The organism is Pseudomonas sp. UBA5706 (assembly GCF_002419965.1).
GTDB lineage: Bacteria > Pseudomonadota > Gammaproteobacteria > Pseudomonadales > Pseudomonadaceae > Aquipseudomonas.
In genome coordinates this window covers 122,792-142,374 of the sequence record NZ_DIHC01000043.1, presented here as the reverse complement: position 1 = coordinate 142,374, position 19,583 = coordinate 122,792, and the positions used below count along the sequence as shown (strand labels likewise).

The following is a 19,583-nucleotide window of genomic DNA, read 5'->3' as shown; positions in this document are numbered from 1 at the left end:
TCCGCCTACTCGTGAAACAATGCGGCGAGACGTGGCTGCGCCATGGTCAACGCATCTACCTATACACCTGTAGCCCTTCGCTCATCCATGAACTCCATACCGATATCCACGGAAACCTCCAGTGCCCAGTCGTTTGATCACGGTGCTTTGGGAGCCTCCGTGCCGCTTTTCGCTCGCCAGTCTTTTCGCTGGTCGATTTCGTCCAGCCGCCTTTGGGCCAGATGGCCGATTTCGTCCAGTCTGAAAGGATGGATACGTCTTAAGCCTATGATATTAATGAAATTATATCAGTGGCACGGTGGTTGCTCTCTCCAATGAACAGGTTGAGCGTTCTGAGTGCGAACTAACACTTCGTACCTTCTCGGCCTGAATGCTATGCCCACATAACGGTTACGTAATTCATGGAGCAATAAAGATGAGCGCTTACTACGTCGACTTTGAAAACAACACCGATGCAACTTGGACCATGGGTGTCTATCAAGAGCTGCCCAACTCCACCGGTCTGGAGAGCGTCTCCTGGAAACAGACTACTGTTCCGACAAAGGGCTCAAGTGGTGTTGAGTGGGAGGTGGATTACAACGTTGCCATTGCCAATTACAAGCAGATCGGTGGGATCGGCGTTTACAAGGCGAGCCAAACCCTGGAGGCAGAACTGGGCAGCGTCTGGGAGTGCGTGTTCAAGGACAACGTGCAGCAGTTGGTACCGAGTACAGGTAGTGCGCCATCCGACTCGATCATTATCACGAACAGTTCCAACCAGCTGGCCAATCTCGGCATTGGCATGAGCGGGCAGGGTTCCGTGTTCAAGAAAAGTGTCGTCAGCGGCGCCTCCGCGCAGTTCCAAGTCACGCCAACCTACTACGTGGGACTCTTCAATGATCTGGTACTCGGCGAAGTGATTTCCAGCAACGTGTCGGTCGGGCCACAGAAGATTGTCTTTCCGGATGGGATGAACTCCGCCACCGTGACCGCCACCATGAGTGGCAGCACTATCAAGATGTCGGTGAGCTACTCGCAGGTCTCTATGGTGTCTCGTGAAGTTATAGATCGCCTGCTGTCGATACAGCAGGAGCGCACAGGCATTCTGCTCGAACATGATTGATCACTGAGTCCTGTTCGGTGGGCAAGAGACGCTGTTTCGACGGTGCATTTTGTCCGGCGATTCCCACAAACATCGTATCGTCAGAAAAAGGAATATTTCTATGACCACACATATGAGCACTGCAGCTGGGATCCAAACGGGCCTCCTGGCTTTTACACCCGGAAAAGGCGTCCAGGATTCTGATGTTAAAGGGTTCTGCGCTAACGTGAACAAAAACGCGAAAGCAGTTTCTATGGGTATCGTGGAGGCCTTGAAGAAACAAGGGATGCAAGCGCTAGCTAAAGAATCCGAACCTGGTAAATGGCTGGTGCTGGTTGGCACGCCGAGAGGGGAGGAGGCGACTGCTGATCTGCAGGCGGGTGCCAATATAACGGCTAACATCACCGTTACGGCCAACACCAATGACATACCGGCTACGATCAACGCGTTGAATACTTTTTTCAGTAACTGGAACGCGGTTGCGGGGCTGATCGCAGCGGGCGCCGCGGTTGTGGCGGGAGTTTGGTTACTGAGCGTAAATCGACGAGATTAATCATTTCCACCTGGGGACGTTGTGCTTTCAACACATCGTCCCCAGTTGAGTTTTACCGATGGAAACTCGAAACGACGCTACGCATTTTCCCCTGCCAAGAATGCAAATTCGCATCGAAGTCTTGACTGGTCAGGGCTATGGTGGTGCAAGATCAGGGTTGCTAGGGTTTGTCTGAAAAGTCAGCCCGCAAGCATCTTTCGATGCAGGCCAGTGTGACCATGGCTTTAAAGCTGCTGGCCAGTTTGTCGTAACGCGTACAGATCCGACGTTTTTCCTTAAGCCAGCTGAACACCCGCTCAATAACGTTGCGTTTTTTGCACTGAGGCCTGTCAAACAGCCGAGGCAGGCCGGGTCGAGGCTTGCGATGCATCTTGCGCAGCGGAATCACCGGCTGCATGTCGTAGCGGTCGCAGTACTGACGTATAACCTGGCTGTCATAACCCTTGTCGGCAAGCACATAACGGCAACGCTTGCGCGGGCGAACCCTGCTGCCAGGAAGGCTGATCTGATCCAGCAACGGCATGAAGTGGCGCGAGTCAGCCTGCTCGCCGGGCAACAGCATGATGGTCAGCGGGAAGCCATGACTGTCGCAGGCCAGGTGTATTTTGGTAGTCAGTCCGCCCCTGCTTCGGCCGAGACAGTGGTGCTGCGGCTCCTGCGGGCCCTTTTTTTTCCAGCACCACTGACAGCCCGGATGGCCCGGATTGACGTGGAATCGACCATCCAGGTATCCAGATCGATGAACCCGTCTTCTCGCAAACGAAGATGAAGATGGCGCAGAACCTGCTCGAACGTGCCGTTGTCACGCCATTGCCTGAAGCGCTGGTAAACGGTCTTCCAAGGCCCAAAGCGTTCTGGAAGATCCCGCCATTTGGCGCCAGAGCACAAAATCCAGAAGATTCCATCAAGCATCTGACGATCATCGCGCCTTGGCCGCCCCATGTGTTGAGGAGGGGAACAATGGCTTCAATGATCGCCCAACGCTCAGATGAAATTTCATAACGGCCTGTCATGACGGCTCTCCTGGCAACCAGAGGGCATCATTCTAGCGAAAGCGACTTTTCAGACAAACCCTAGTGACCGATAACTGGGCGCGCGTCGAGCGACGGGGTATGACCGCGCGATAACACCGCTATGATCAAGCCCATCGCCGCTATCGCGGCGCCGGTGAAGGCGACAGCCGGGTAGCCCAGGCTGGCGTCGATCACCCATCCGCCAAGCAGTGCACCGATTGCGTTGCCGAGATTAAACGCACCGATATTTACAGCTGAAGCCAGGGAGGGAGCTCTGCTCGCAGCAGACATCACCCGCACCTGAATGGGCGGGATGAGAGCGAAGCTCGCCGCGCCCCAAACGAAGATGATCAAGCCACTCACATAGATGTTCGACATGAACAGGGCGAAGGCGCCCAGCATGATCGCGTTGATGATCAGTGAGCCGATAATTGTTTTATCAACCGAGATATCTGCGAACTTGCCTCCCAGCCAGCTTCCGAATGTCATTCCAACTCCGGCAATCAACAGCATGACGGTGACGAAGTTGATCGATGCATGTGCCTCGGTCTGAAGGATCGGCGCGATGTAAGTGAGGACCGTGAACACCGCACTGTTGCTCATAACGGTCAATAGCGATGGCGTCAGCACGTCTTTCTGCGTCAGGACTCGAAGTTCTGAACGAACGTTGGCAGTCTTGTTGCCCGGAAGATCGGGCAGCGCTACGCGACCCCCAATCAACTGTAAGATGCCAATGGCAGCAATTCCCCAGAAGACCGGACGCCATCCCAGATATTCGCCTGCCCAGGTCGCGGCCGGCACGCCAACGATGTTTGCGAGCGTCAGCCCCATGAACATCGTCGCAACAGCGGCCGCTTTACGTCTTGGGGCAGCCAAGCCGGCGGCGATAATGGAGCCGACTCCGAAAAACGCGCCGTGATTAATGGATGTGAAGACGCGCGACAAAATAAGCATCTCGTAGCTGGTTGAGACAGCGGACCAGATGCTGCCGAGGATGAAGATCGCCGACATTATCATCAGCAATGTTCTGCACGGTACTCAGCCTGTGCTCAGGGTTACGAGCGGCGCCGCGACCATGACGCCAAGCGCATAGGCACTGACAACAGCACCCGCGGCCGGGATGGATACATCCAGATCGCCGGCGATAACGGGCAGCAATCCCATGGGCCCAAATTCCGTAACGCCGATCGCAAAAGCGCCGATTGCCAGCGCCAAAAGCCCCAAGTTGAGTTTCAACTAACCACCTCTATAAATAAAAACCGCCGTCTGGCCGAGCAGTGCCCAGCCGACGCTGCGCGCCATATTTGCGTTGATGTCTCGAATGCTGGGTAACGTACAGAATCGAAGGGAGGCTGATAACCCCGTGCCAGAACCACGCACATTTGCGTCAGACGCAAAAGCGCCTTAGCATTCTCTCAATGCCGGAACATAACCAATGATGTTGGCTTGCTGGTCCGGTTGCAGCGGCCACCGCCCTGCGGGTGTCCAACGTCCCCGCCCGCCAGAAGTAGGCGCTTATAGGTGTGCGACGCATCGGCATGACCGAGCTGTCGTCGACAATCCATTCTTGCGCTGATGTGGGTAGTGAACAATGGACTAACGCGCCGCCTGGTCACCCATCATCAGGCTCATTGAGGACTATTGCGTTGAGCGCAGGGAACTATGTTGATACAGACCGTGCTCGCGAGTTGGCCGTCTTTGCTGCGGTCTTTGACCACGGCAGTTTTTCGAACGCGGGCCGCGTGCTGAACCTCAGTCCGTCTGCTATCAGTAGAACGATCGATCGGACCGAGGCCAGGCTAGGGGTGCGTCTGCTCCTGAGAACCACTCGATCCCTCACGCTAACCGCTGAGGGGCACGCCTACCTGCAAGCCGCCCGAAGAATTTGAAGGATCTGGATGATTCTGAACAACAGATCGCCGATCAAGGCTCTCCACGAGGGCGGTTGAGGGTCAGCGCTTCGCTTTCGCACGGACGATTGCATGTTGTTCCGTTACTTCCAGAGTTCGCGGCTCTCTAACCGCATATCCTGGTCGATATTTCTTTGACAGACACTGTCACCGACATTTCGGGCGGCCAGGCGGACGTGGCTGTGCGGTTCGGTAAACTGCCAGACAGTAGTTTGATGGCTCGTAAACTGGGTGAAGTGAAACGAGTGGTCACCGCCTCACCTGATTACCTTGCGCGCTTTGGCACACCGACACGGCCAGAGGACCTGCTTTCCCATAATTGCCTGCACTTCAATTTTCTTAGAGCCGAGACTTCATGGCCATTTCTGGTAAACGGGGTCGTCGAATGGCTCCCGATAAAGGGTGGTATCGAAGCAAACAGCGGAGAAACGCTCGGGCAACTTGCCAGGCTTGGAATGGGCATCGTGCGGCTGGGTGAATTTCTGATCGATCCTGACATTAAAGCGGGCAGGCTCGTTCCGATTTTGCAGGACTTCAATCCTCACGACGCCGAAGAGGTGCACGCTGTTTTCGTCGGCGGATCAAACACGCCGGCCCGTGTGCGTGCCTTTGTCGACTTTCTGGCTGAACGACTTCGCGATCGCATGCAATAAAGGCTGCCCGTGGCCCACAACGTGATTCGCCGGGAGGCGAGCCAAAGCTGCAAAGGTGCGTGCCGAGCGCCGTCGGACATCCATTTCGAGCCAGCCTGTCTGTAAATCACCGTGAAGTTAATCGGCATGACGCTGCGGACGCGGCTTCACCAGCGGTCAAACGTGATGAGCTGCTTCTAAGCACTTTCCATATTTCGACGAAGTACCTCAGTCCATCTGATGAAACATTATCTTGACGCTTCGAGGAGGAAGCAGCCTTCCGGAGGCTGCAATCGACCCAAAGCTGCCGATGGCGGAAGAAAGAAAACGGCCAATTTTTTGCCTGTCGCGACCGTCCGTTTTAGGTCGACAGCGACCTGTTGTAGCAGTTTCCTTCGCTAGGAAATCTGGCGCAGGATATTCTTATTTCCACCGAAACGCCGAGTGCCACCCTGATAGATAATAAACCTAAGGTCTCCGGTGAAATCCGTTGGGAGAATGCTGACCCATGCCCATGCTGGTGATTGCTGCGCCATCTAACCTTGGATTAAGTCCCTTGAGGCCTGGTCATGAACCGGGTACATGGCGGGCTCCCGCTGCGCTGATTGCGGCCGGCCTGCTTCAAGCACTCAACCCTCGCGGCTTTAAGGCTTTAACTCGGCCAATCTACTCGACGGAGGTGCAGCCAGGAACACGTCTGCGTAACGGCCATACTATTCGTTCGTTCAATGTGGCCTTGGCGAATCTGGTGAGTGAAGCCAGTAGACAAGGCGACTTCGCGCTTGTCATCGGAGGAGATTGTTCAATTCTGCTGGGTGCGTTAGCCGGGGTCCGCGAAGCAGGCCCTATCTCCCTCATTCATATCGATGGACACAGCGACTTCCGCCATCCGGGTAACTACGATCCGACGCAGAGCTTAGGCGCGGTTGCGGGCATGGACCTGGCGCTGGCTACTGGTCGTGGTGAGCAACTGGCAACAGAATGGCCTGGCATTGCCGGTCCGCTTGTTGTTGACGCCGATGTCATCCAACTGGGTGAACGAGAAAACCGCGACGACGACTTTGCCTGGCCCGATATAAACAGCACGGCTATAAATCGCATCGATGTCTTCGAGGCATTGAGGATAGGTCCAACAGCCGTTATAGGACGCATTCGTGAAGTGCTGGCTCAGAAGCCTGACCAAAGCTATTGGATACACCTGGACATAGACGTGCTGGACCAGATCGTAATGCCCGCTGTGGACTCACCTGGTTCTCCAGGCATTCCACCTGATGACTTATTGAGCATCCTTGTACCATTCGTTACTAACCCCCTATGCAGGGGGATGACTGTAACGGTATTCGATCCTGATCTGGACCCGGACGGATACTTGGCCGCTACCATCGTGAAGTTGCTGGCACAGCTGCCGTTTCCACGATGAGTGGCAGCTGTCGGTCGATTGTGTTGAAAAAGTCAGGCCTTCCAGGCCGGCATGTACTGAGTGCTGAAAATACCTTTTTTGCGCGCATCTACGCGAAATCTGAACCCGGGACCCTCTGCTCAACGCTAAGATTTCAAGCTCAGACCCGTACTTTTCTGCCATGGTTACGGGATTTAACATGGCGCACTCGCCACTTCCATCACCAACTTTCGCATCCAGGCATGCGCAGAATCATTATGCCTCCCACGATGTGTAACCATGGAAAAGTCAAAATACGGAATGTCGAATGGAGGCTCAAAAATGCACAGTCGACTATCAGCATGCACCGGAGTCAGGCTACGCATCGCCACCGTCAAGATCAGATCAGTTGCATAGACGAGTTCACTGGCAACATTCCAATGCGGGAGCGTTACTTTCACATTGCGTTGCAGTCCCAATCGGGCCAATGCCTGGTCAACCTCACTGTCCCGTACCGCCCGCCCACCGACGACAATATGGGGCCTGGCCAGCCATTGCGACAGGGTGAGCCCCTCGTGGCCAACGCACGTAGAAGCGTCGGCCAAACAAACAAACCGCTCAACAAACAATGGATACCGCTGCACTACCTCGGCCAGCCGCCCTGGAAAAACCCCTAGCGCCAAATCCGCATCCCCATCCTTGACTGCGGCAAGCATGGCATCCCGACTCCCGTGCTGCACCTGCAACTCAATCTCTGGTGCTTGTGCTCGGCACCTCTCGACGAGGCCAGGCAGCAGCACTCTGGAACCATAATCGGACATCACCAGCCGAAATGTTCGCTGTGATCTGGCAGGGTCGAATTGCGGCGCATCGAACAGCTGGCCAATTCGGCTCAGCACCTCGTTCAGGGGGTCGATGAGCGCCGCCGCACGCGGGGTCAGATCCAAGTGCTTACCTCGCCTCACCAGCAGTGGGTCGCCAAATAGGTGGCGCAGATGCCGGAGCGCGTGACTGATGGCGGGCTGACTTTTGTGTAAGCGCTCCGCAGTACGGGTGATGTGCCGTTCCGCGAGCAACGCTTGAAGCGTGAGCAGAAGGTTGAGGTCCATGCCGCTGAAGCTATTCATCGCTTGAATACCACCGCGTTCAAATACGAATTTCCATTCTCACTCTTCATATTTGAAACTCCTTCTGAATGCAATCACTAGGAGATCAAAAAGCATGAACCTGCCGATTTCGCTGACCGGGCTCTTACTAGCCGCTGCTGCAATTGCAGCGGGTGCAGTCGTGCCTTTTCAAGCCGGTGCCAACTCCATGCTGGGCCGAGGTCTAGGCCATCCGCTATGGGCCACTGTCATGTCACTAGTCATCAGCTTGATTGCGGTGACACCGGTGCTGATGGCCATGCGTGCAAGTTCTCCTCAATGGCAACCAGCGACCAGTCTGCCAACTTGGGCGTGGGCGGGGGGGATTGCCGGCGTGCTGTACATAACCGCGGCGCTGATCCTGGCACCTAGGATGGGAACAACCGTCTTCATTACCTGCGTGATCGGAGGCCAACTGATATCTGCCGTGGCCATTGACCACTTCGGTCTGATGGGGCTTGTGGCAAAGCCGATAGGGTGGGGAAAATGTGTGGGGCTAGCGATTATTTTCGTGGGGGTGATGGTTGTGCAGTATTTCAACGCTCAGGGGGATCGGGGCTGAATACCACCTTTGAACCTGATGGAGAATTGCATTGCACTTGACCACCCGTTTGCATTGACTCGTCTTTTTGAATTCGCAACAGCATCAAGCTGGCCTACGAGGCTGGGAAGGGACGTCGGAGTCTATAGGTGATGGGAGGCTTAACAAGAGCCGGTATGCGAAATCTCACCGGCTCCTGCGACAGTTTTAATTCTCTTGCGACAGGTTTGATTCTCTAAAACCATGATGCGTAACGCTGTGGATAAATTATTCCACAGTCACCGACTTCGCCAGATTACGGGGCTGGTCGACATCGGTCCCCTTGAGCACGGCAACGTAGTACGACAGCAGCTGCAGCGGGATGGTGTACAGGATCGGCGCCAGGGCATCGACGATGTGAGGCATCGGGATGACGTGGGTCCCGATCCCGCTGTTCATGCCTGCTTGCTCGTCGGCAAAGACGATCAGTTCGCCACCGCGGGCGCGGACTTCCTGGAGGTTGGATTTGAGCTTTTCCAGCAGCTCGTTGTTCGGGGCGACGGTGACCACCGGCATGTCACTGTCTACCAAGGCCAGCGGGCCGTGTTTCAGCTCGCCTGCTGGATAGGCTTCGGCGTGGATGTAGGAAATCTCTTTGAGTTTGAGCGCGCCCTCCATCGCCACCGGAAACTGTGCGCCACGCCCGAGGAACAACGTGTGGTTTTTTTCTGCGAACAACTCGGCGACTTTTTCCACAGTGCTGTCCATCGCCAGCGCTTCACCCAGACGCGTTGGCAGGCGACGCAGTTCTTCGACCAGTTCGGCCTCGACATCAGCGCTCAATGTGCCTTTGACCTGGCCGATCGAGAGAGTCAGCAACATCAGGGCGACCAACTGGGTGGTGAACGCCTTGGTCGACGCGACACCAATTTCCGGACCGGCCTGGGTCAGCAGCGTCAGGTCGGATTCACGCACCAACGAACTGATGCCGACGTTGCAGATCGCCAGGCTGGCCAGGAAGCCCAGCTCCTTGGCATTGCGTAACGCAGCCAGAGTGTCGGCGGTTTCACCGGACTGGGAGATCGAGACGAATAATGTATCTGGCTGAACCACGACCTTGCGGTAGCGGAACTCGCTGGCGACCTCTACCTGACAAGGGATGCCAGCCAAGCCTTCCAGCCAGTATCTTGCGACCATGCCGGCGTGATAGCTGGTGCCGCAGGCAACAATTTGCACGTTGCGAACCTTGCCGAACAACTCGGCTGCCTGGGGGCCAAAGGCTTGCACCAGCACTTGTTCCTGACCAAGATGACCTTCCAGCGTGCGTTGTACGACCTTTGGCTGCTCGTGAATCTCCTTGAGCATGAAGTGGCGGAACTCACCTTTGTCGGCGGCTTCGGCGCCTTCGCGGTGTTGCACCACTTCACGCTCGGCTGGAAGCCCGTCGGCATTCCAGATCAACACGCTGTCGCGGCGGATTTCGGCGATATCACCTTCTTCCAGGTACATGAAACGATCAGTGACCTGGCGCAGCGCCAGTTGGTCGGATGCGAGGAAATTTTCACCCAGGCCCAGCCCTACCACCAACGGGCTGCCGCTGCGGGCGGCGACCAGGCGATCCGGCTGTTTGGCGCTAATCACCGCCAAGCCGTAGGCACCGTGTAGTTCCTTGACCGTGGCTTTGAGGGCTGTGGTCAGGTCCTGGGTGTCCTGCAGCTTGTGGTGCAGCAGGTGAACGATCACTTCGGTGTCGGTATCGGAACTGAACGCATAGCCCAGCCCTTGGAGACGTTCACGCAGCGGCTCGTGATTTTCGATAATCCCGTTGTGCACGATTGCCAGTTCGCCATTGGAAAAGTGCGGGTGGGCATTTTGCTCGGTCGGCGCACCATGGGTGGCCCAGCGCACGTGGGCTATGCCCAAGCGGCCCGCGAGAGGGTCGCCAGCCAAGGATTGCTCCAGTTCGGTGACCTTGCCGACACGACGGCGGCGCTCAAGCACACCGGCGTTGCTGAACAGCGCCACTCCCGCGCTATCGTAGCCGCGATACTCCAGGCGCTTGAGGCCCTCCAGCAGGATGGCAGTGACATTACGCTCAGCGACGGCGCCGACGATTCCACACATGGTCTTCTCCTAGGAAACAGCGGCGCAGATCAACGTCACGCCGCGAGCCTGAATTTGCTCGCGAGCCTCATGAGGCAGGCGATCATCGGTAATAAGGGTATGGACACTGCTCCACGGCAGTTCCAGATTGGGGATCTTGCGACCGACTTTGTCAGCCTCGACCATCACGATCACTTCCCGGGCGACGTCCGCCATCACGCGGCTCAGTCCCAGCAATTCATTAAAGGTCGTGGTGCCGCGCTGCAGATCAATGCCATCGGCGCCGATGAACAGTTGATCGAAATCGTAAGAGCGCAATACGTGTTCGGCGACCTGGCCCTGAAAGGATTCGGAATGGGGGTCCCAAGTACCGCCGGTCATCAACAGCACGGGCTCATTTTCCAGTTCGGCCAAGGCGTTGGCGACATGCAGGGAATTGGTCATGACCACCAGACCCGGCTGCTTGCCGAGCTCGGGGATCATTGCAGCAGTGGTACTGCCGCTGTCGATGATGATCCGCGCGTGTTCACGTATACGGACAACCGCTGCGCGAGCAATGGCTTGCTTATAGCGCGACACGAGCTGCCCGGGTTCGCCGATCAGTTCCTGAGGCATGGGCACGGCTCCGCCGTAGCGGCGCAGCAGGAGGCCATTGCTTTCCAGCGCAGCGAGATCCTTGCGAACCGTTACCTCAGAGGTTTCAAAACGCTTGGCCAACGCTTCGACGCTTACCTCACCCTGCTCATTGAGCAACGCGAGGATATTGTGGCGACGTTGAGGTGTATTACGTTTCGACATGATCGCCTTAAATTTCGATTCGAAAGATAACGAAGGCAATAGAAACCTATCGAAAGATATTCGTCAAGGGGACTGTGGCACTTTTCCACATAGCGAACGCTGTAGCAGTGGGCGATCAGTGGAACGTGGTCTGGCGCCGCCGTTTAAAGCTCGGCAGCACTATGTTTTCTCCCCTGTGGATAACAGCAAGAGTGGCAGGCGATCGCTAGATCGGACCTGAAAACTGAGTCAGACAACGACTCAGTTCTATTGTGGATAACTTCAGTCCTTCTTAATCTTGACCGGTCGCTGCCAGCCGTCGATGTTGCGCTGACGGGCGCGGGCAACGGCTAGCTGCTCAGGGGCGACGTTTTGGTTGATGGTCGAACCTGCGGCAGTTGTCGCGCCCGATGAGATATCCACAGGCGCTACCAAGGAGTTATTGGAGCCAATGAATACATCCTCACCCATCACTGTCTTGTGCTTGTTCACACCGTCGTAGTTACAGGTAATTGTTCCCGCACCTATATTGGTACGGGCGCCGATCACTGCGTCCCCTAGATAAGTAAGGTGCCCGGCCTTCGCGCCCTCGCCCAACTCAGCGTTTTTCAGTTCGACGAAGTTACCCACATGGGCACGGGGCCCCAGGACGCTGCCCGGACGCAGGCGAGCAAAAGGACCTGCATCGGCGCCTTCACCGACAATGGCGCCTTCCAGATGACTGTTGGCCTTGATGATTGAGCCTCTGCGCAGAGTACTGTTTTTGATTACGCAGTTCGGACCAATGGAGACGTCGTCCTCAATGATCACACAGCCTTCGAGGATCACATTGATGTCGATCACCACGTCGCGGCCCACTGTCACTTCGCCACGCACATCGAAGCGTGCCGGGTCGCGCAATGTTACGCCCATGGTCATCAAACGGTGGGCTTCGCGCCACTGGTAATGACGCTCCAGATCGGCAAGTTGTTTGCGATCATTGGCGCCCTGCACTTCCATGGCATCCAAAGGTTGAGTGGTGGCCACGGTCAGTCCATCACTGACCGCCATGGCTATCACGTCGGTCAGGTAGTACTCGCCTTGCGCGTTATTATTCGAAAGCCGCCCCAGCCAGTCGGCCAGGCGTTTGCCAGGCACGGCCAGAATGCCGGTGTTGCCTTCCTTGATAGCCTTCTGTGCCTCGCTGGCATCCTTGTGCTCAACGATGGCGCTGACATGGTTTTCGGCGTCGCGCACGATACGGCCATAGCCCGTTGGGTCTTCAAGGTTGACAGTCAGCAGACCCAGTTGCTCCTCGTTGACCAGAGCCAGCAAGCGCTGCAGGGTCTGGACTTCAATCAGTGGCACATCCCCGTAGAGGATCAGCACCGTCTCCGCACCCAGCTCCGGGACCGCTTGAGCAACTGCGTGGCCGGTGCCTAGTTGTTGGTCTTGCAGCACGAAATTAAGATCTTCAGCAGCAAGCCGCTCTCGGACTACGTCCGCGCCGTGACCGATCACCACCTGAATGCTCTGAGGGGAAAGCTGACGCGCGCTGTGGATAACGTGGCCCAGCATCGAGTTGCCAGCAATCGGGTGCAGGACCTTGGGCAAGGCAGAACGCATGCGAGTGCCTTGGCCTGCGGCAAGAATGACGATATCGAGAGACATGAGGGAATTCCAGGCGAGCGAGCCACGGCAAGGCCGGGCTGATGATTCAGGAAAGAGCCGAAAAAAGAAAAAGGGTAGCCGAGGCTACCCTTTTACTCAATCGCGCATGGGAGTCGCCGACCTTAGCCGCCGAACTTCTTGCGAATTTGCTGAACGGTACGCAGCTGGGCTGCGGCCTCCGCCAGACGTGCAGCCGCAGATCCATAATCGAAATCTGCGCCTTTTTCATTCAGGGCACGCTCGGCGGCCTTAACGGCTTCCTGAGCTGAAGCTTCGTCCAGGTCTGCAGCGCGTTGCACGGTATCGGCAAGCACTTTGACCATGTTCGGTTGAACCTCTAGGAAACCACCGGAGATGTAATACACCTCGGCTTCTCCACCCTGCTTGATCAGACGGATTGGACCTGGCTTCAGATCAGTGATCAGCGGCGCGTGACCTGGAGCAATACCGATATCACCCAGGTTACCGTGTGCAATCACCATCTCGACCAGACCGGAGAAAATCTCCCCTTCCGCGCTGACGATATCGCAATGGACTGTCATAGCCATTTGCTTGCCTCAACCTGATTAGCGCCCGTCGCCGGGCGCCTGGATTACAGTTTCTTGGCTTTCTCGATCGCTTCTTCGATGCCGCCGACCATGTAGAACGCTTGTTCTGGCAAATGGTCGTACTCACCGGCGAGGATGCCTTTGAAGCCAGCAATGGTATCTTTCAGGGAAACGTATTTACCTGAAGCACCGGTGAAGACTTCAGCCACGAAGAACGGCTGCGACAGAAAGCGCTGAATCTTACGAGCACGGGATACCAACTGCTTGTCGGTTTCCGACAGTTCGTCCATACCCAGGATCGCGATGATGTCTTTCAGCTCTTTGTAGCGCTGCAGAACGTACTGAACGCCGCGAGCGGTGTCGTAGTGGTCCTGACCAATGACGTTCGGGTCCAGCTGACGCGAAGTCGAATCCAGTGGATCAACCGCTGGGTAGATACCCAGGGAAGCGATGTCACGGGACAGAACGACAGTAGCGTCCAAGTGGGCGAAGGTGGTCGCTGGCGACGGGTCGGTCAAGTCGTCCGCTGGTACGTATACCGCCTGGATCGAGGTGATCGAACCTTCTTTGGTCGATGTGATGCGCTCTTGCAGCACGCCCATCTCCTCGGCCAGAGTCGGCTGGTAACCCACTGCAGAAGGCATACGGCCCAGCAGTGCGGACACTTCGGTACCGGCCAGGGTGTAACGGTAGATGTTGTCGACGAACAGCAGAACGTCGTTACCTTCGTCACGGAATTTCTCGGCCATAGTCAGGCCGGTCAGAGCAACGCGCAGACGGTTTCCCGGCGGCTCGTTCATCTGGCCGTAGACCAGTGCCACTTTGTCCAGAACGTTGGAGTCCTTCATCTCGTGGTAGAAGTCGTTACCCTCACGAGTACGCTCGCCCACACCGGCGAACACGGAATAACCGCTGTGTTCGATGGCGATGTTACGGATCAGCTCCATCATGTTTACAGTCTTGCCGACACCGGCACCACCGAACAGACCGACTTTACCGCCTTTGGCAAACGGGCAAACCAGGTCGATAACCTTGATGCCGGTTTCCAGCAGGTCGTTTCCGCCTGCCTGGTCAGCGAACGAAGGCGCAGGACGGTGAATGCCCCAACGCTCTTCGGTTTCGATCGGACCCGCTTCGTCGATCGGGTTGCCCAGCACGTCCATGATTCGGCCCAGAGTCGCTTTACCGACCGGTACGGAAATGGCAGCGCCGCTGTCGATGACGTCCAGACCGCGCTTCAAGCCTTCGGTGGAGCCCATCGCAATGGTACGAACTACACCGTCACCCAGCTGTTGCTGAACTTCCAGGGTAGTTTCCGCGCCTTGTACTTTCAGCGCGTTGTAGATGCTCGGTACGCTGTCGCGTGGAAATTCCACGTCGATCACGGCGCCGATGATTTGAACGATACGTCCGCTACTCATTAGCTGGATCCTCTGAATATTTGAACCGTTAAACCGCGGCAGCGCCGCCGACGATTTCCGAGATCTCTTGGGTGATCGCTGCCTGACGCGCCTTGTTATAGATCAGCTGCAAATCGCTGATCAGGTCACCGGCGTTGTCAGTGGCGTTCTTCATCGCGATCATCCGCGCGGCTTGTTCAGCTGCGTTGTTCTCGACCACCGCCTGGTAGACCTGCGACTCCACGTAACGGACCATCAAGCCGTCCAGCAGCTCCTTGGCGTCGGGTTCGTACAGGTAATCCCAGTGGTGCTTGAGTTCTTGATCCTGGGTGGCGACCAACGGAATCAACTGCTCGACCGTTGGTTGCTGAGTCATGGTGTTGATGAACTTGTTGGATACCACGGACAGGCGGTCAATACGGCCCTCCAGGTAGGCATCCAGCATCACCTTGACGCTGCCGATCAAATCGTTGATCGACGGCTCTTCGCCCAAGTGGCTGATCGCAGCGACGACGTTACCGCCGAAGTTGCGGAAAAACGCCGCACCTTTGCTGCCGACCACGCACAGATCGATCTCTACGCCGTTTTCACGGTTCTTCGCCATGTCCTTGACCAAAGCCTTGAACAGGTTGGTATTCAAGCCGCCGCACAGACCACGGTCACTGCTTACCACGATATAACCGACGCGCTTGACTTGGCGGTCGATCATGAACGGGTGGCGGTATTCCGGGTTAGCGTTGGCAAGATGACCAATCACCTGGCGGATGCGCTCCGCGTAAGGACGGCTAGCAGCCATGCGCATTTGAGCCTTGCGCATTTTGCTGACCGCCACTTTTTCCATGGCGCTGGTGATCTTTTGCGTGCTTTTGATGCTCGCAATCTTGCTGCGAATCTCTTTTGCGCCTGCCATGTAACACCTATCAGGTTAGCAAGCGGGAGCCTCGCGACTCCCGCTGCGGCTTACCAGGTTTGGGTGGCCTTGAACTTCTCGATACCGGCTTTGAGGCCAGAATCGATTTCGTCATTGAAGTCACCCTTCACGTTGATCCTTGCCATCAAATCGGCGTGATCGCGGTTGAAGTAAGCAATCAGCGCTTGTTCGAAGCTGCCGACCTTGGTGATTTCAACGTCGGTCAGGAACCCACGCTCAGCGGCATACAGCGACAGCGACATGTCAGCGATCGACATTGGCGCATATTGCTTCTGCTTCATCAGCTCGGTAACGCGCTGACCATGCTCAAGTTGCTTACGGGTCGCTTCGTCCAGGTCAGAGGCGAACTGGGCAAATGCCGCCAGTTCACGGTACTGAGCCAGAGCGGTACGGATACCACCGGACAGCTTCTTGATGATCTTGGTCTGAGCGGCACCACCCACACGGGATACCGAAACACCGGCGTTCACTGCCGGGCGGATGCCGGAGTTGAACATGGCCGATTCCAGGAAGATCTGACCGTCGGTGATGGAGATCACGTTGGTCGGAACGAACGCGGAAACGTCACCAGCCTGGGTTTCGATGATCGGCAATGCGGTCAGGGAACCGGTTTTGCCGGTCACTGCGCCATTGGTGAACTTCTCTACGTACTCTTCCGAAACACGGGATGCGCGCTCCAGCAGACGGGAGTGGAGATAGAACACGTCGCCTGGATAAGCTTCGCGTCCTGGCGGACGACGCAGCAGCAGGGAGATCTGGCGATAAGCCACAGCCTGCTTGGACAGATCGTCATAGACGATCAGCGCGTCTTCACCACGGTCGCGGAAGTATTCGCCCATGGTGCAACCGGCATACGGAGCCAGGAACTGCAGCGCAGGAGATTCGGAAGCACTGGCAGCCACGATGATGGTGTTGGCCAGGGCGCCGTTTTCTTCCAGCTTGCGAACAACGTTGGCGATGGTCGATTGCTTCTGACCAATGGCTACGTACACGCAGAAAATGCCGCTGTCTTTCTGGTTGATGATCGCGTCGATAGCCAGAGCGGTCTTACCGATCTGACGGTCGCCAATGATCAGCTCGCGCTGACCACGGCCGACTGGGATCATGGCATCGACCGCCTTATAGCCAGTCTGTACAGGCTGGTCTACCGACTTACGCCAGATAACGCCCGGAGCAACCTTCTCGACCGCATCGGTCTCGGTGTTGTTCAGGGGGCCTTTGCCGTCGACCGGATTACCCAGTGCGTCGACAACGCGACCCAGCAGTTCCCTACCAACAGGAACCTCCAGGATGCGGCCGGTGCACTTGGCACTCATGCCTTCGGCCAGCGATGTGTATGCGCCCAGTACCACCGCACCTACGGAGTCTTGCTCCAGGTTCAGTGCCATACCGTAGACGCCGCCCGGGAACTCGATCATTTCGCCGTACATAGCGTCGGCCAGACCGTGAATCCGCACGATACCGTCAGACACGCTGACGACAGTGCCTTCGTTGCGGGCTTGGGAGGCTACATCGAGCTTGTCGATGCGGCCCTTGATGATTTCACTTATTTCGGAAGGATTGAGTTGCTGCATTGCTCTGCTGCCCCTTCAAACTCAAGATTTCAATGCTTCGGCTAGTTGCGCGAGTTTGCCGCGAACTGAGCCATCGATAACCAGGTCGCCGGCGCGAATGATGACACCACCTATCAGGGCAGCATCCTCCGCAGCATGCAGGCGCACTTCCCGGCCGAGCCGTGCACTGAGAACCTTGGCGAGTTTGTCTTGCTGTTCTTGGTTCAATGCGAAGGCACTGGTGACATCCACATCTACCGATTTTTCCTGCTCAGCCTTGTACAGCTCGAACAGTTCGGAAATCTCCGGCAGAAGCTGGAGACGGTCGTTTTCAGCAACGACGTGGATGAAATTCTGTGCCTTGGCATCGAACTTGTCGCCGCACACTTCAATAAAAGTGGCGGCCTTGTCTGCGCTCGTCAGTCGCGGGGCCTTGAGCATGCGCTGCATTGTGTCGTCTTGCGACACTGCAGCAGCCAGGCCGAGCATGGCTGACCAATTGGCCAGCTGCTGGTGGGCCTGGGCATGCTCGAAGGCTGCCTTAGCGTAAGGTCGGGCCAACGTGGTCAGTTCTGCCATGATCGCCCTCGCTTAGATTTCTGCAGCCAGTTTGTTAACCAGCTCCGCGTGCGCGTTTTGATCGATTGTGGCACCCAGGATCTTCTCTGCGCCGTTGACGGCCAGGCTGCCCAATTGGGCGCGCAGCGCGTCTTTGACGCCGTTCAGTTCCTGCTCGATCTCGGCCTGAGCCTGAGCCTTGATGCGGTCAGCATCGACACGGGCCTGTTCACGGGCTTCGTCGACGATCTGAGTACCGCGCTTCTTGGCTTGCTCAATGATTTCAGCTGCCTGAGCCTTTGCTTCGCGCAGTTGCTGACCCACTTTATCTTGGGCCAGTTCCAGGTCGCGAGCTGCTCGGGTGGCAGCGTCCAGTCCATCCGCGATCTTCTTCTGACGTTCGTGCAAAGCCGCGATGACCGGAGGCCACACGAACTTCATGCAGAACAGCACAAAAATGAAGAACGCAACGGACTGGCCAATCAGGGTTGCATTAATGTTCACGCCAACACCTCGCTCGTTCGTTGTCCATCACACCAATCAACTCGAAAATTCGAGCGATTAGCCAGCGAGTTGACCAACGAAGGGGTTCGCAAAAGTGAAGAACAGAGCGATACCAACACCGATCATGGTTACGGCGTCGAGCAGACCAGCCACGATGAACATTTTGACTTGCAGCATTGGAACCATTTCTGGTTGACGCGCGGCGCCTTCCAGAAATTTACCGCCCAGCAGGCCGAAACCGATTGCAGTACCCAGTGCGCCCAGGCCGATCAGCAGTGCAACAGCGATAGCAGTTAGACCAACTACAGTTTCCATCTTTCCTCCCGACTTTTACGTCGTATTGGTTAGGTTTTTTTAATTAAAGCGGTAAAACAAAATCGTTTCTTACATCAAGCCCTCGCGGGCGCCCCCTCACCGCAGTGAGGGGATCATCAGACTCGCCAGGCGGGTCTTAATGGTTATCTTCGTGAGCCATCGACAGGTAGACGATGGTCAGCATCATGAAGATGAACGCTTGCAGGGTGATGATCAGGATGTGGAATACAGCCCACGCCCATTGCAGAACCACGCCCAGACCGCTCAGCCAGAGCAGGCCACTGCCGAACATGACGGCGATCAGGATAAACACCAGTTCGCCTGCATACATGTTGCCGAACAGACGCAAAGCCAGGGAAACCGGTTTAGCGATCAGAGTCACGAATTCAAGCAGGAAGTTCACAGGAATCAACAGGGCCTGCACGAATACGTTCTTGCTACCGAACGGATGCAGGGTCAGTTCACCAATGAAACCGCCGATTCCCTTGACCTTGATACTGTAGAAAATGATCAGAGCGAAGACCGAAAGCGCCATACCGATGGTTGCGTTAGGGTCGGTGGTTGATACCGCGCGGAACGGAATGTGGTGGTCACCAGAAATCCATACGGCTACCTGAGGGATCCAGTCGACGGGCACCAGGTCGACCGCGTTCATCAGGAATACCCAGACGAAAATGGTCAGCGCCAGTGGAGCGATGACCGCGCTGCGACCATGGAAGCTGTCTTTAACGCTGCCATCGACGAATTCGATCAGCACTTCAACGAAGTTCTGCAGCGCGCCGGGTTGACCGGAAGTCGCCTTCTTGGCGGCCAGACGGAAGATCAGGACGAAGATCAGACCCAGAGCCACCGACCAGCCGAGAGTATCGAGGTGGAAAGCCCAAAAGCCCATTTCTTTTGCTTCTGCAGCAGAATGCGCGAAGCCCCAAGTGCCGTCAGGCAAATGACCGAAGGTCAAGTTCTGCAAGTGGTGCTGGATATAGCCCGAAGCTGTTTGCTCTGCCATGGTTGC

16 protein-coding genes and 3 pseudogenes are annotated in these 19,583 nt (G+C 56.4%); 5 read left to right on the top strand and 14 right to left on the bottom strand.

What is annotated here, in order from left to right; all coding sequences use genetic code 11:
- Window positions 1–415 precede the first annotated feature (415 nt).
- Entirely contained in the window at window positions 416–1,102 is a 687-nt protein-coding gene (locus tag B3I26_RS21450) for a hypothetical protein (RefSeq protein WP_296260626.1), read from the top strand.
- Window positions 1,103–1,202: 100 nt separating this feature from the next.
- Window positions 1,203–1,634 carry a hypothetical protein gene (locus tag B3I26_RS21445; protein WP_296260624.1) on the top strand — a complete coding sequence of 144 codons (432 nt, stop codon included), beginning with the start codon at window positions 1,203–1,205 and terminating at the stop codon, window positions 1,632–1,634.
- Window positions 1,635–1,794: 160 nt separating this feature from the next.
- Here the strand turns inward: B3I26_RS21445 and B3I26_RS21440 are convergent.
- Window positions 1,795–2,647 (bottom strand): annotated as a pseudogene (locus tag B3I26_RS21440) (IS5 family transposase).
- A gap of 60 nt (window positions 2,648–2,707) precedes the next feature.
- A pseudogene (locus tag B3I26_RS21435) lies at window positions 2,708–3,883 on the bottom strand (MFS transporter).
- 410 nt (window positions 3,884–4,293) lie between these two features.
- Between B3I26_RS21435 and B3I26_RS21430 the strand changes: the two are divergent.
- Window positions 4,294–5,210 (top strand): annotated as a pseudogene (locus tag B3I26_RS21430) (LysR family transcriptional regulator).
- A 487-nt stretch (window positions 5,211–5,697) separates the two neighbouring features.
- Window positions 5,698–6,609: an arginase family protein gene (locus B3I26_RS21425; RefSeq protein ID WP_296260623.1), complete on the top strand. Its 912-nt coding sequence runs from the start codon at window positions 5,698–5,700 to the stop codon at window positions 6,607–6,609.
- A 173-nt stretch (window positions 6,610–6,782) separates the two neighbouring features.
- Here the strand turns inward: B3I26_RS21425 and B3I26_RS21420 are convergent, their stop codons facing one another.
- On the bottom strand, window positions 6,783–7,694 hold the full coding sequence (locus B3I26_RS21420; protein WP_296260620.1) for a LysR family transcriptional regulator: 912 nt from the start codon (window positions 7,692–7,694) through the stop codon (window positions 6,783–6,785).
- Between the two features lie 94 nt (window positions 7,695–7,788).
- On the opposite strand from B3I26_RS21420, the gene B3I26_RS21415 reads away from it, so the two are divergent.
- Entirely contained in the window at window positions 7,789–8,274 is a 486-nt protein-coding gene (locus B3I26_RS21415) for a DMT family transporter (RefSeq protein ID WP_296260618.1), read from the top strand.
- A 246-nt stretch (window positions 8,275–8,520) separates the two neighbouring features.
- Here B3I26_RS21415 and glmS read toward each other — a convergent pair whose 3' ends face one another.
- From glmS to atpB, 11 genes are all read right to left on the bottom strand, one after another.
- A complete protein-coding gene (glmS, locus tag B3I26_RS21410; protein WP_296260617.1) occupies window positions 8,521–10,356 on the bottom strand; it encodes a glutamine--fructose-6-phosphate transaminase (isomerizing) in 1,836 nt (611 codons plus the stop codon).
- A 9-nt stretch (window positions 10,357–10,365) separates the two neighbouring features.
- Window positions 10,366–11,136 (bottom strand): DeoR/GlpR family DNA-binding transcription regulator, encoded by a 771-nt coding sequence (locus tag B3I26_RS21405; protein WP_296260947.1) that lies wholly within the window; start codon window positions 11,134–11,136, stop codon window positions 10,366–10,368.
- Window positions 11,137–11,394: 258 nt separating this feature from the next.
- Window positions 11,395–12,762 carry a bifunctional UDP-N-acetylglucosamine diphosphorylase/glucosamine-1-phosphate N-acetyltransferase GlmU gene (gene glmU / locus B3I26_RS21400; RefSeq protein ID WP_296260616.1) on the bottom strand — a complete coding sequence of 456 codons (1,368 nt, stop codon included), beginning with the start codon at window positions 12,760–12,762 and terminating at the stop codon, window positions 11,395–11,397.
- A gap of 122 nt (window positions 12,763–12,884) precedes the next feature.
- On the bottom strand, window positions 12,885–13,310 hold the full coding sequence (locus tag B3I26_RS21395; RefSeq protein ID WP_110951679.1) for a F0F1 ATP synthase subunit epsilon: 426 nt from the start codon (window positions 13,308–13,310) through the stop codon (window positions 12,885–12,887).
- A 44-nt stretch (window positions 13,311–13,354) separates the two neighbouring features.
- Window positions 13,355–14,731 (bottom strand): F0F1 ATP synthase subunit beta, encoded by a 1,377-nt coding sequence (atpD, locus tag B3I26_RS21390; protein WP_074757402.1) that lies wholly within the window; start codon window positions 14,729–14,731, stop codon window positions 13,355–13,357.
- A 28-nt stretch (window positions 14,732–14,759) separates the two neighbouring features.
- Window positions 14,760–15,620, bottom strand: coding sequence for a F0F1 ATP synthase subunit gamma (gene atpG, locus B3I26_RS21385; RefSeq protein ID WP_133752946.1), 861 nt, complete (start codon window positions 15,618–15,620; stop codon window positions 14,760–14,762).
- Between the two features lie 50 nt (window positions 15,621–15,670).
- Window positions 15,671–17,215 carry a F0F1 ATP synthase subunit alpha gene (gene atpA, locus B3I26_RS21380; RefSeq protein WP_296260614.1) on the bottom strand — a complete coding sequence of 515 codons (1,545 nt, stop codon included), beginning with the start codon at window positions 17,213–17,215 and terminating at the stop codon, window positions 15,671–15,673.
- 21 nt (window positions 17,216–17,236) lie between these two features.
- Window positions 17,237–17,773: a F0F1 ATP synthase subunit delta gene (locus B3I26_RS21375; RefSeq protein ID WP_037016920.1), complete on the bottom strand. Its 537-nt coding sequence runs from the start codon at window positions 17,771–17,773 to the stop codon at window positions 17,237–17,239.
- Window positions 17,774–17,785: 12 nt separating this feature from the next.
- The gene (locus tag B3I26_RS21370) at window positions 17,786–18,256 is read right to left on the bottom strand and encodes a F0F1 ATP synthase subunit B (protein ID WP_133752949.1); all 471 of its coding nucleotides are present in this window, start codon (window positions 18,254–18,256) and stop codon (window positions 17,786–17,788) included.
- Window positions 18,257–18,313: 57 nt separating this feature from the next.
- On the bottom strand, window positions 18,314–18,571 hold the full coding sequence (atpE, locus tag B3I26_RS21365; protein WP_002555987.1) for a F0F1 ATP synthase subunit C: 258 nt from the start codon (window positions 18,569–18,571) through the stop codon (window positions 18,314–18,316).
- Between the two features lie 136 nt (window positions 18,572–18,707).
- Window positions 18,708–19,577: a F0F1 ATP synthase subunit A gene (gene atpB / locus B3I26_RS21360; RefSeq protein ID WP_133752950.1), complete on the bottom strand. Its 870-nt coding sequence runs from the start codon at window positions 19,575–19,577 to the stop codon at window positions 18,708–18,710.
- Window positions 19,578–19,583: the final 6 nt, after the last annotated feature.